Source organism: Frankia sp. CoWAU3 (assembly GCF_977971855.1).
Map to the genome: position 1 here is coordinate 1 of NZ_CDWWXB010000084.1, position 11,835 is coordinate 11,835.

The following is an 11,835-nucleotide window of genomic DNA, read 5'->3' on the forward strand; positions in this document are numbered from 1 at the left end:
GGGGCCCGGACTGGCGGTCGTCCGAGCCCGGGACGCACAGTGGTGGCCCGGGAGCCGCCCCCGGCATGGCGGCCGTCGGCGGCGGGTTCTCCCGCGGCGGGGCCCGTCCCGGGATCAGCGGGGGGTGGTTCCCGGGGTTCGCCACGGGCTTGCCGGACGCACCGCCTCGGCCGCCCGCATCAGCGCTTGGGCCAGCCGGCGGGCCTCGTCCGGATCCAGGTAGGCCGCGGCAAGGGTGTCGAGCATGGGCGCATCCAACCGGAGCAGGATGACCGGAGCCTTCCCGGCGCTCGCCGGTGGCTCGGGACGTACCGTTATCTCCGCCTGCCCGATCCGGGTAACCATAATGCCGTCCTGCGGGTCATGGTGGACCAGCGCCATGTTCACCCCATCGTGTGTCCGGGCCGAGATATTTGACGTTCGTTGCATATGTTGGACTCTTGTTGTGGCCGCTTGGTTGTTCCCGTCGGCGGTACAAACGGTGACACTCCCGAACCGCATGCCCGCCCGCGTCGCCGCGCCCGGCGGCCCGTCGGCAGGTTCTGCGCCCTATCGATGTTCGACCCGGCCCGGCTTCCCCTCCGCGCCCGGCGGCCCGCGCTGTCGGCGTCCGGACGTTTCAGCGTGCTCCCCAGGCGTAGGTCTGCTTGACCAGCCGCAGGTAGACGAACGTCTCGGTGGCGAGGACCTGTGGCAGAGCGCGGATCTGCTCGTTGATCAGTTCGAGCAGGTGCTCGTCGTTCTCGGCGACGATCTCCACGATGAGATCGAAGGATCCGGCCGTCAGGACGACGTAATCGACCTCGGGCAGCGCGGCAATCGTGTCGGCGACGACGCGGGTGTCCCCGGTGACCCGCACTCCGATCATCGCCTCCCGGTGGAAGCCCACCCGGAGCGGGTCGGTGACGGCGACGATCTGCATGATGCCGGCGTCGAGTAGACGCTGCACCCGTTGGCGCACGGCCGCCTCGGAGAGCCCGACCGCCGCCGCCATGGCCGCGTAGGATCGCCGGCCGTCCTGCTGCAGCTGCTCGATGATGGCCTTGTTGACATCGTCCAGCAGGGTGTCGGAGCTAAGTCGCTGGCCGGGCGACCGTCGCGACTGCACCCGGTGTCCTCCTCAGTCCTCTGTGGCGGTTCCTCACGCCCGTTCCCGCTGGCCTGCCCCTGCTGCCATCGTATGGCCGTCGATGAGTGAACTGGGAAGCGAGCCTTATCCACGCAATCTTCGACGGATTCCATCGTCAAACTGCCGATCAGGCTACGCTTTCAGTGGCTGATCGGTGGAAAGGATGCGTGGATAGTGTCGAATGTGACTGCCTCCGGGAGCGGTGCGACCCGGGTTGTGCCGCAGGCCAGGGTCGCGGAGTTGGCCGCGCGCGAGTCCGCCCGCCTCGACGTCCGCACCCGGGGCTCGGAGGCGCTGCATGCGCGGGCGGTGCGGTCGATGACCTCCGGGGTGCCGTCGTCCTACCAGGTGCGTGATCCCTGGCCGATCTACCTCACCCGCGGTCTCGGGTCGAAGGTCTGGGACGTCGACGGCAACGAATACTCCGACTTCCACAACGGGTTCGGTTCGATGGTGCAGGGGCACGCCCACCCGGCGATCGTGCGGGCCGTGACCGAGCGGGTGGCGCTCGGTACGCACTTCGCGATGCCCACCGAGGACTGCGTGGTGGTCAGCGAGGAGTTGGCCCGCCGCTTCGGGCTGCCGCAGTGGCGCTACGTCAACTCCGGCTCCGAGGCGACGATGGACGCGATCCGCATCGCCCGCGGCGTCACCGGCCGCGACACGATCGTCAAGATCTTCGGTTCGTACCACGGGCACCACGACTACGTGATGGTGTCGATCGGGACCCCGTACGACGACATCGGTCCGGCCGAGAACATGAACTCGCTAGGTTACGGTGCCGGGATCCCCCGGGTGGTCGTCGACCTCACGGTGCCGGTCCCCTTCAACGACGCTCCGGCGATGGAGCGGCGGATCGCCGCGCTCGCCGCCGAGGGACGCCTGCCTGCCTGTGTGATCATGGAGGCGGCGATGATGAACCTCGGCGTCGTCCTGCCGGAGCCCGGTTACCTGGCGGCGGTCCGGGAGATCACCTCCCGGTACGGGGTTATCCTGATCTTCGACGAGGTCAAGACGGGGCTGTGTGTGGCGGCCGGTGGGGCCACCGAGAGGTTCGGCGTGCGCCCGGACCTGGTGACCCTGGCCAAGGCGCTCGGTGGCGGGCTGCCGTCCGGGGCGATCGGCGCGACGGCGGAACTGATGGAGGCCGTGGCCTCGGACCGGGTGAAACAGGTCGGCACGTACAACGGCAACCCGCTGACCATGGCTGCCGCCCGGGCGAGCCTGTTCGAGGTGCTCACTCCCGACGCCTACACCCACCTCGATCGGCTGGGTGGCCGGTTGACCGCCGGCTGCGACGAGATCCTGACCCGGCACGGCATTCCCGGCTACACCGTCGGCATCAGCTCGAAGGGATGCGTGCACTTCACTGACGCCCCGATCCGTGACTACACCTCGTTCATGGCGCACCAGAACGTCGAGTTGCCCGAACTGGCCTGGCTCTACAACGCCAACCGCAACGTCCTCATGGCGCCCGGGCGCGAGGAGGAGTGGACGTTGTCGGTGCAGCACACCGACGCCGATGTCGACCGCTACCTCGACAGCCTCGACCAGATGGCCCGGGACCTCGTCGGCTGAGCCGGCCCGATCCCCCAGGAGGGACCAGAGACATGGATGCGATCTTCGCCAATCTCATCGGTGGCGTCTCCACCCCGGCCGTCGATGGCGAGACAATGCCCATCCTGAACCCGTCGACGGCGGACCTGCTGGCGCAGGCACCCCGGTCGGGGCCGGCCGACGTCGACGCGGCCGTGGCGGCCGCGAGCGCGGCGTTCGAAGGCTGGCGGGACACCACGCCCGCGCAGCGGTCCCGGGCACTGCTGCGGGTGGCCGACGCGCTGGAGGACCGGGCCGACGAGGTCGCGGCGGTGGAGAGCGCGAACACCGGCAAACCGCTGCGGCTCACCGTGGACGAGGAGGTCGGGCCGTCCGCCGACCAGATCCGGTTCTTCGCCGGGGCCGCGCGGCTGCTCGAGGGCCGGTCGGCCGGCGAGTACCTGGCGGGGCACACCAGTTATGTCCGCCGCGAGCCCATCGGGGTCTGTGCCCAGGTCACGCCCTGGAACTACCCGCTGATGATGGCGGTCTGGAAGGTCGCGCCGGCGATCGCGGCGGGCAACACCGTCGTGCTCAAGCCCTCCGACACCACCCCGGCCTCCAGCCTGCTGCTTGCCGAGATCGCCGCGGAGTTCCTCCCGCCCGGCGTGCTCAACGTGGTGTGTGGCGATCGTGACACCGGACGCGCGCTGGTGGCCCATCCGGGCCCGGCGATGGTCTCGGTGACCGGCAGCGTGCGGGCCGGGATGGAGATCGCCTGGGCCGCGGCGGACTCCTTGAAGAGGGTGCACCTCGAACTCGGGGGCAAGGCGCCGGTCATCGTCTTCGACGACGTGGATCCGGCGGTGGTGGCGCGGCAGATCGCCGAGGCCGCGTACTTCAACGCCGGCCAGGACTGCACGGCTGCGACCAGGGTGCTGGCCGCGCCGGGCGTCCACGACGACCTCGCAGCCGCCCTGGCCGAGGCGGCCGGGAAGACTGCGACTGGATCGCCGGAGGAGCCCGACGTCGACTACGGGCCCCTCAACAACGCGGGCCAACTGGCCCGGGTGAGCGGTTTCGTGGAGCGGGCACCCGAACATGCCGAGGTGCTCGCCGGCGGTGCTCCGCTGGACCGGGCGGGCTACTTCTACCCGGCCACGGTCGTCTCGGGTCTGCGCCAGGACGACGAGCTCATCCAGTCCGAGGTGTTCGGCCCGATCATCACGGTGCAGCGGTTTGACTCGGAGGACACCGCGGTCGCCTGGGCCAACGGGGTCGAATACGGCCTGGCCTCCAGCGTCTGGACCCGCGATCACGGCCGGGCCCTGCGGGTCGCCCGCCGACTGGACTTCGGCTGCGTATGGATCAACACGCACATCCGGCTGGTGGCGGAGATGCCGCACGGTGGGTTCAAGAAGAGCGGGTACGGCAAGGATCTGTCGGTCTACGGCCTGGAGGACTACACCAGGATCAAGCATGTGATGAGCAACATCGAATTCTGACCATCAGGTTCTGACCACCAGGTCAGAAGCGGTCGGGCGCGGGGAGCCGGGTGCGAGTCCCGGGCGGGCTCCCGGGGTAGGTCGTGGAAGTAGGATGGTGTGCTTCGAGCGGGGGCAGGTGGGTGGCGGCGAGTCGCGGGTGGGTGGTGGCGAGTGAGGAAGAATCCAGCCTCGGTCGTGGCATCGGCAGACGGGACGACGAGCACCGGAGGCGGCCGTGCCCATGGCGTGCCCCGGGTGGGCCCGCTGACCTCCCGCTTCGTCACGGTCCACGGGTACCGGCGGTGCTATCTGCGGGCCGGGCGCGGGCCGGTTCTGCTGCTCATCCATGGCATCGGGGACAACGCGCGCACCTGGGCCTCGATCATCCCGAAGTTGGCCCGCCGGCACACCGTCATCGCTCCCGACCTGCTGGGACACGGTGAGTCGGACAAACCGCGCGGTGACTACTCGGTGGCCGGCTACGCGTGCGGCATGCGAGACCTGCTCACCATCCTCGGGGTCGAGCGCGCCACGGTCGTCGGACACTCGCTGGGCGGCGGGGTGGCCATGCAGTTCGCCTACCAGTTCCCGGAGCGCTGCGAGCGGTTGGTGCTGGTCGCCACCGGCGGGGTCGGGCCGCACCTGCATCCCGCGCTGCGGGCGGCGGCCGTGCCCGGAGCCGGGGCGGTGCTGTCCCTGATCGGCATGCCGCCGGTGCGGGTCGCCGGCTGGACCGGAATGCACGCGCTGCGCCTGCTGCACACCGATCTCGGGCGGGACGCCGACGATCTCCTGAACGTCTTCGACTCGCTGGGCGTACCCACCGCGCGGGCGGCGTTCCTGCGCACGCTACGGTCGGCGGTGGACGGGCGTGGGCAGTCCATCACGATGCTGGACCGGTGCTACCTCGCCGCCGGGATGCCCTCGCTGATCGTCTGGGGTGACCGGGATGCCGTCATCCCGGTTGAGCACGCGTGGATGGCGCACGAGGCGATGCCGGGGAGCCGCCTGGAGATCTTTGCCGGTGCCGGGCATTTCCCCCATCACACTGACCCCGAACGCTTCCGGGCGGTTCTCGAGGATTTTCTGGCGACCACCCGGCCGGCGAGTCACTCCCCGCAGCAGTGGCGGACGATGCTGCGTGAGCACGGCCGCTCGACCAGGACCACGGAAGTGTCCGCGCCCGCCGCCCAGCCGTCGGGCGCGCGTTCGGCCCCGGCGGAAGCCGCGGGTCGTGGCCTCGGTCGTGGCCTCACCCGGAGCCGATAAACGGGCACGGCTGCCGGCCACCGCGGGGCCGGGATCCGCCGTTATACGTTCACCGAGGTGACCCGTCGCATCGGAGCGGACCCGCTATGCATCCACGACCCGGTTGGCCATCCATAGCCATGCCTTGCGGGAAGTCACCCGGTGAGATGCGTCGGTGCCGTTCTCGGCTGAACCGCTCTCGCGGAAGCTCTTCCCGGTCACCGATGGATCCGGCCAGCCGAGGATCAAGGACTCTCGTACCTCTTGGCGTGCCGCCTGTTCGGGCCAGAGTCTTCGCGTGATGCGCTGTCTTCCGGCTCGGGTCTGCATTAACTGGTCGGCACCCGCTATCGTGGAGTTCAACGGGCAGGCCGACGTCAATATGGCCTATCCTTGGTGGCGTAACACCAAAGTCCTCTCAAATCTCGGAGGTCGACCCTTGGCACGCCGTGCACGACTCAGCTGGCCCCAGGAACGGCGCCAGGCGAGTGAGGTGGTTGTCCGCCGGGTCGACCCCGGTCGGGGCTGGACCCTGGAACAGGCTCGTGACCTGCTACGACAGGGATACTCCGTCGAGCATGTGGCGGAACGCACCGGGTTTCCGGAGCAGATGCTGAAAGTCGCCGAGGAGGACTGAGTGCAGCCTCCCGACATCCCGGTGTCAAGAAAGTGCCACGATGCGCCATCGTCGGCCGCCGGCGCGGGAGTGAGTGTTATCCCTTTCGTGGTCAATCCGCAGGTTCGGGGAACCGATCTTTCCCTGGTGATCGAGGGCGACGCCGGCTATAGCTTGCACGGCGCTATCCTAACCAGCAGTGATATGACGGTGTGCCGGAGTCGCGTCACGCTGCGCACAACTGAATCAACGACTTCGCCTGGTTGACCACCCAATTCGTCTGACCTTGGCGCATCTACGACAGTCGCGTCACCGGGCACCCCTGCTGGCTATGCCCGGGTGGCACCCGTCACGCGTACCAGCCGGCGTAGATGGTCACTGTAGACCGCATCGAGCCCGTAGCCGGCTAGCCGGGTCAGTGTGGTTGTTCGTTGCGCATCCCACCCGAACACGGCGATACCCAGGTCGTGGAGAACACCGACGATGCCGGCCCGTGGTGGGGTCCATTCACGCGCGCGCAGGTTGAGGGCGGTGACTCCGACAGCCCGGAGTTCATCGCCGTACGCGGTCATTCCGCCGCCGGTGACGATGTCGCGGATCGACGTCGAGTTCACCAGCCGGACGTCGTCATCCAGCGGTCGGTATTTCGCGAGGTCCGTGAGCCCGCCGCACAGCCACAGCCGCCTCGCGGCCTCGCCGCCACCGGCCTCGCGGGCGACGGTGACGACGGCCGCCGCCGCGTCCGCCCAGCTGCCCGGCGGGCCCTTCAGATCAAGACTGAACTCGAAGGACGTACCCAGCTCCGCGTAGAACTCCGCGAGGGTTGGCAGCCACCCCGGCAGGCGGTCGGCGGTCAGGTCGGGAATCCGCCGACGCCGCCCGGGCGGGCCGAACACACCGTCATGATGCAGGACCGGAACGCCGTCGGCGGCGAGCCAGACGTCCGACTCCAGCCCACTCGCCCCGCCGGCCAGAGCGCGACGGAACGCGGGCAGGGAGTTCTCCCGCTGGCCGGGGGCGGGAGAACCACGATGCGCAAAACCGATCATGAAGAGCCGTTGAACGACTGCAGCGCGACGTTGTGGAGATGCCCGTTGGTGGTGAGCACCGTGCCGTGTCCCGGTCCCCGGCGCCCGCCCAGGTCGGTGAACCGGCCACCGGCCTCCTCGACGATGACCTGGAGCGCGGCCATGTCCCAGAGCGACACCGCGGGTTCGCAGGCGAGGTCCACGGCGCCCTCGGCGACCATCATGTGCGACCAGAAGTCGCCGTAGGCGCGGGTCCGCCAGACCTGGCCGGCGAGGTGGAGGAACTCCTCCAGCCGGTCGGCGGTCTGCCAGCCCTCGACGGAGGCGAAGGACAGGAAGGCGTCACCCAGGCTGGTGACCGAGGAGACCTTCAGGGCACGGGTGTCGCCAGTGGCGTCGCGAGTGAAGGCGCCGGTGCCCCGGGCTCCCCACCACCGTCGGCTCATCGCCGGGGCGCTCGCGACCCCGACGACCATCTCGCCGTCCACCTCGAGTCCGAGCAGGGTGCCCCAGACGGGCACGCCGCGCACGAAGTTCTTGGTGCCGTCAACGGGGTCCAGGATCCAGCGCCGACGGGCGCCCGATCCGACGAGACCCTCCTCCTCGCCGAGCACGGCGTCGCCCGGCCGGGCCACGGCGAGCCGTTTGCGGATCATGGACTCGACGGCGGTGTCGGCGTCGGAGACCGGGGTGTTGTCCGGCTTCGACTCGACGTGCAGGTCCACTGCCTGGAATCGGGAAAGAGTGATCCGGTCGGCGGCGTCCGCGAGGCTGAGCGCGAGGGCCAGATCGTCGGCGATGGCGACGGTGTCGGAGTCCGCGGTCGGTTCGATGCTCACGGATGCGGGGTTAGGCGGGGTCACGCCTGCGAGACTACGAGCCGAGCGCCACCGCGCGTCGGTGGTCCCGGGCGCTGGACACCAGGTGGCGGGGTGAGTGTGACCAATCTCCCGATCTATTGCGATCAAGGTGAGGCTCCGCGGGTGCCGAGCAGCCGGCGCAGGCTCGCCAGCCGGGCGGCGTCGGCATGGCCGTCCCGCACCGCCGAGTCCAGAGCGCAGTCGGGGGACGGCGCCAGGTGCTCGCATCCGGGCTGACAGTGCGCGGCGGCCGCGGCGAGGTCCTCGAAGGCGCGCAGCACCCGGTCCGGGGACACCGCGCCGAGCCCGAACGACCGGACACCCGGGGTGTCCACGACAGTGCCCCCCTGGGACAGCCGCAGTGCGACAGCGGCCGACGAGGTGTGCCGGCCGCGGCCGGTCACGGCGTTGACCTCGCCGATCGCCCGGTCCGCCGCCGGCACCAGCCGGTTCACCAGGGTGGACTTGCCGACCCCGCTGTGCCCGAACAGCACACTGACCCGATTGGTCAGCAGCTCCAGCAGCGCGCGCAGGTCCCCACCGGGGCGCGTGGTCACGACGGGGAGTCCGAGTGGGCGGTACAGGTCCACCAGCACTGCCGGATCCGCGAGATCCGTCTTGGTCAGGCACAGGACCGGGGAGAGCCCGCCGTCGTAGGCGGCGACCAGGCATCGGTCGATCAGGCCGGGCCGCGGCGGCGGATCGGTGACCGCGCAGACGATGACCAGGACGTCGGCGTTCGCGACGATCGGGCGCTCCACCGGATCGCTGTCGTCGGGGGTGCGCCGCAGGACGCTCGTGCGTTCCTCGCGGCGGACGATGCGCGCCAAGAGGCCCGCCGCCCCGGAGACATCTCCCACGAGGGCCACCCGGTCACCGACTATCACGGAGGTCCGGCGCATCGACCCACCGCGCACGGCCGCGACCAGGAGGTCGGCCATCGCGTCGAGCCGGCAGGTGTACCGGCCGCGGTCGACACCCACTACCACCGCCGCGACCGCCTCGGCATGGTCGGGCCGGTCCCGGGTCCGGGGGCGCGATCCCCGGCCCGGCCGGACCCGGACGTCGTCCTCGTCCAGCTCGCGGGCCATCGGACTAGCCGCCGGCGCCGTCGGCCTGGCCCGGGGGGCGTCGCGTCGCGCCGCTCATTGGTCCAGCATCGCCGTCCACATCTCGGGGAAGTCCGGCACCGTCTTGCCAGTCGTCGCGATGTTGTCGATGACGATCCCGGGCACCACGAGGCCTACCACCGCGTAGGCCATCGCCAGCCGATGATCGGCGTGCGGGTCGAGTCGGGCGCCGTGCAGGGGCGCCGGACTGATCGCCAGTCCGTCGTCGGCGACGGTGATCCGTGCGCCCAGGCGACCGAGTTCGAGGGCCAGGGCGGCCAGCCGGTCGGTCTCCTGCAGCCGCAGATGCGCGATGCCCCGTAGCCGTGACGGCGAGTCGGCGAGCACGGCGAGGGCGGTCAGTATCGGAGCGGCCTCCCCGAAGTCGGACAGATCGACGTCGATCCCGTGGACGGCACCGCCGCCGGTGATCTCCAGGCCCGCCGGCATGCGCCGGGCCGTGCCTCCCATCGCCACCAGCAGATCGGGCAGCAGCCGGCCGGGCTGCTCGGTCGACTCCGGCCAGTCCGGGATCATCACCCGCCCGCCGGTGGCGACCGCCGCCGCGAGGAAGGCCGCCGCGCTGTTCATGTCCGGTTCGATGGTCCGGTCCGCGGCGGTCGGCCGGCCCGGTTCGACGCGCCAGCGCCGGGTGTCCGCCACCGGGCCGGCCGCGGGGGAGCACACGGCGTCGACCTCGACCGTGGCACCGGCGGCCCGTAGATCCGCGACGGTCATGTCCAGGTAGGGAGCCGATGGCAGCCGGGACCCGCGGTGGACGACCGTCACCCCGGTGTCGTAGTGCGGGGAGGCGAGGAGCAGCCCCGAGACAAGCTGGCTGGAGTGGGAGGCATCCACGATCACCTCGCCGCCACGCAGCCGCCCTCGGCCGTGCACGGTGAAGGGCATTCGGTCGCCGTCGATCTCGGCGCCGAGCTCGCGCAGCGCGCCGAGCAGCGGGGTGAGCGGACGCTCGCGCATCCGCGCGTCTCCGTCAAAGACGACGTCGCCGCGGGTCAGCGTGGCCAGTGCCGGGGTGAAGCGCGCCACGGTGCCCGCGTTTCCGCACTCCGCGCGCGCGGTGGGTGCGGCGCTCGGTGTCGGGTGGCCGTGGACGACCCAGTCGGGACCCTCGGTGGATACTTCGATACCCAACGTCCTCAGCACCCCGGCCATCAGCAGGGTGTCGCGGGAGCGCAGCGCACCCCGCAGCCGGGAGGTTCCGTTCGCCAGCGCGGCGAGCACGAGTGCCCGGTTTGTGCCGGACTTCGAGCCGGGCACCGCGACGACGGCCTCGACCGGTTGCCGTGCGAGTGGAGCCGGCCACGGATCGGACTGCGTTCCGGTGGCTTCGCTACCCGTCAGGATGCTCACCATGACAGCATGCCGGACGACGGCCCGGGTCAACCGCGTCATCGTGACATGCGCCGGCCGACACCTGATTCCCGACACCTGATTCCCGACACCTGATTCCCGACACCTGATTCCCGACACCCGATTCCCGCCGGCCGGCACGGGGACGAGGCCCGGCTCCTGGGAATCGCGGCCGTCCTCGAACGCCTCGCCCCCTGACCCGCGTGGACCGACCGCCGCGCCGGATCTTAGGCGGACCGGCGGGCCGAGGCGATGAGATGGATGCCGATGGACTCACCCTCACGCTCGGCGGAGAGTTCCACCTCCGTGCGTACCAGGGTGGGGAAGCACGAGACGTCCTCGGCGACCGCGCGCTTGACCGCCTCCGCGGAGAGCACGGTGCGCGGGCGGATCCAGTCCACGTCGAGCCCTGCGCTGGTCAGCAGTGCCCGAAGTTCCTCGGGCCAGAAACACCGGGTGATCGTTCCGTCTTCCGCCGGCACGAGCACCACGTCCGCCCGCGGGACGTCGGACAGCTCCGCCCAGCGGTGCTGTTCGGCGAGCCGGGCGAGTCCGAGCAGCAGGGAGTCGACGCAGAGCAGCAGCCGGCCGCCCGGCCGCAGCATCCGATGGATCTCCTCCAGGATGGTCTCGGTGGCGAGGCAGAACGACAGCGCCCGAGCCTCGGCGAGGACGGCGTCAAAGGAACCGGGAGCGAACCAGTCCAGCGATCGGGCGTCTCCCACCACCGGCAGAAGCGTCCCGGGACCGCTTGCCGGATCGGGCGGCAGGGCGCTGGTGACCACCCGGACGACCTGATGGCCGGTGCTCACCATCTGGCGGGCGAAGCGGGCCCGCGGGCCGGAGACGTCGAGCACCCGCGCGGGCCGGGACGGTAGCCATTCGCGGAGCTGGACCGCCGCGACCTCTTCGTAGAACGCCCAGTATGGGTCGTCACTGTTGGCTGGAGCCTCGCAGACCAGGGTGTTCGCTCGTCCGCGAGACGGACCCGGATCGGCGTCGGGGCCAGGCGGCATGAAACGTTCCTACCCTTCGAGGGGCGATGATGCGAGGTAAGTCACACACTCAAGGCGGAAGTCTGACAGATTCCAGGCTCGACCACGCCGTGTCCTTCCCTGTTCGTGCGGATAGATGCGCACCGGATTCGCCGTCCACCGCCGCCGACCCCGGGCAGGTCCCGGGTAATGGACCGCTCACAGCTGTGGACGGCGGACGGCTGCTGGTGGTTCCCGGCACGGCGGAGTCGACGGTGCTTTTCCTGCACGGAGCCGGGACTGGCACGGACACGCCGCTTTTCGTGCAACTTGCGGCATATCTCACCTCTGTCGGGGTGCAGGTGGCGCGGCTGGAGATGCCGTACCGCGTCGCCGGGCGCCGGGCGCCGGACCGGCCGGCCCGGCTCGACGCGGTCGCGATCGCCGCGGTCGAGGCGCTGGGCCCGCCGCGCC

Annotated in this window: 12 protein-coding genes; 5 read left to right on the plus strand and 7 right to left on the minus strand. The window is 70.6% G+C overall.

What is annotated here, in order from left to right; all coding sequences use genetic code 11:
* Nucleotides 1-114: 114 nt before the first annotated feature.
* Together AC08ON_RS09735 and AC08ON_RS09740 are read right to left on the minus strand one after the other, a co-directional pair.
* Complete coding sequence (locus AC08ON_RS09735) at nt 115-429, minus strand: DUF6907 domain-containing protein (RefSeq protein ID WP_023841369.1); 315 nt, start codon at nt 427-429, stop codon at nt 115-117.
* Between the two features lie 190 nt (nt 430-619).
* A complete protein-coding gene (locus AC08ON_RS09740) occupies nt 620-1,108 on the minus strand; it encodes an Lrp/AsnC family transcriptional regulator (protein WP_476606816.1) in 489 nt (162 codons plus the stop codon).
* 195 nt (nt 1,109-1,303) lie between these two features.
* Here AC08ON_RS09740 and AC08ON_RS09745 point away from each other — a divergent pair, with 195 nt between their 5' ends.
* From AC08ON_RS09745 to AC08ON_RS09760, 4 genes are all read left to right on the plus strand, one after another.
* On the plus strand, nt 1,304-2,707 hold the full coding sequence (locus AC08ON_RS09745; protein ID WP_476606815.1) for an aspartate aminotransferase family protein: 1,404 nt from the start codon (nt 1,304-1,306) through the stop codon (nt 2,705-2,707).
* A gap of 32 nt (nt 2,708-2,739) precedes the next feature.
* A complete protein-coding gene (locus tag AC08ON_RS09750; RefSeq protein WP_476606814.1) occupies nt 2,740-4,170 on the plus strand; it encodes a gamma-aminobutyraldehyde dehydrogenase in 1,431 nt (476 codons plus the stop codon).
* Nucleotides 4,171-4,347: 177 nt separating this feature from the next.
* Nucleotides 4,348-5,421, plus strand: coding sequence for an alpha/beta fold hydrolase (locus AC08ON_RS09755; RefSeq protein WP_476606813.1), 1,074 nt, complete (start codon nt 4,348-4,350; stop codon nt 5,419-5,421).
* Between the two features lie 418 nt (nt 5,422-5,839).
* Complete coding sequence (locus AC08ON_RS09760) at nt 5,840-6,037, plus strand: hypothetical protein (protein WP_035729797.1); 198 nt, start codon at nt 5,840-5,842, stop codon at nt 6,035-6,037.
* 308 nt (nt 6,038-6,345) lie between these two features.
* Here the strand turns inward: AC08ON_RS09760 and AC08ON_RS09765 are convergent, their stop codons facing one another.
* The 5 genes from AC08ON_RS09765 to AC08ON_RS09785 all read right to left on the minus strand — a co-directional run bounded on the left by AC08ON_RS09765 (nt 6,346) and on the right by AC08ON_RS09785 (nt 11,403).
* A complete protein-coding gene (locus AC08ON_RS09765; RefSeq protein ID WP_476606812.1) occupies nt 6,346-7,065 on the minus strand; it encodes a glycerophosphodiester phosphodiesterase in 720 nt (239 codons plus the stop codon).
* A complete protein-coding gene (gene hisN, locus AC08ON_RS09770; RefSeq protein ID WP_476606811.1) occupies nt 7,062-7,907 on the minus strand; it encodes a histidinol-phosphatase in 846 nt (281 codons plus the stop codon). Before hisN ends, AC08ON_RS09765 begins: the two co-directional genes overlap by 4 nt.
* A gap of 101 nt (nt 7,908-8,008) precedes the next feature.
* Nucleotides 8,009-8,995 (minus strand): ribosome small subunit-dependent GTPase A, encoded by a 987-nt coding sequence (rsgA, locus tag AC08ON_RS09775; protein WP_476606810.1) that lies wholly within the window; start codon nt 8,993-8,995, stop codon nt 8,009-8,011.
* 54 nt (nt 8,996-9,049) lie between these two features.
* Nucleotides 9,050-10,390 (minus strand): 3-phosphoshikimate 1-carboxyvinyltransferase, encoded by a 1,341-nt coding sequence (gene aroA / locus AC08ON_RS09780; RefSeq protein WP_476606819.1) that lies wholly within the window; start codon nt 10,388-10,390, stop codon nt 9,050-9,052.
* A 224-nt stretch (nt 10,391-10,614) separates the two neighbouring features.
* A complete protein-coding gene (locus tag AC08ON_RS09785) occupies nt 10,615-11,403 on the minus strand; it encodes a methyltransferase domain-containing protein (RefSeq protein WP_476606809.1) in 789 nt (262 codons plus the stop codon).
* A 29-nt stretch (nt 11,404-11,432) separates the two neighbouring features.
* Between AC08ON_RS09785 and AC08ON_RS09790 the strand changes: the two genes are divergently transcribed.
* On the plus strand, nt 11,433-11,835 hold a 403-nt coding region (locus tag AC08ON_RS09790), incomplete at its 3' end, for an alpha/beta family hydrolase (RefSeq protein WP_476616817.1).

Coding starts and splice junctions, on each gene's coding strand:
- AC08ON_RS09735 (WP_023841369.1), bottom strand. CDS start 429: ATGCAACGAACGTCAAATATCTCGGCCCGGACACACGATGGGGTGAAC.
- AC08ON_RS09750 (WP_476606814.1), top strand. CDS start 2,740: ATGGATGCGATCTTCGCCAATCTCATCGGTGGCGTCTCCACCCCGGCC.
- AC08ON_RS09765 (WP_476606812.1), bottom strand. CDS start 7,065: ATGATCGGTTTTGCGCATCGTGGTTCTCCCGCCCCCGGCCAGCGGGAG.
- rsgA (WP_476606810.1), bottom strand. CDS start 8,995: ATGGCCCGCGAGCTGGACGAGGACGACGTCCGGGTCCGGCCGGGCCGG.
- aroA (WP_476606819.1), bottom strand. CDS start 10,390: ATGGTGAGCATCCTGACGGGTAGCGAAGCCACCGGAACGCAGTCCGAT.
- AC08ON_RS09785 (WP_476606809.1), bottom strand. CDS start 11,403: ATGCCGCCTGGCCCCGACGCCGATCCGGGTCCGTCTCGCGGACGAGCG.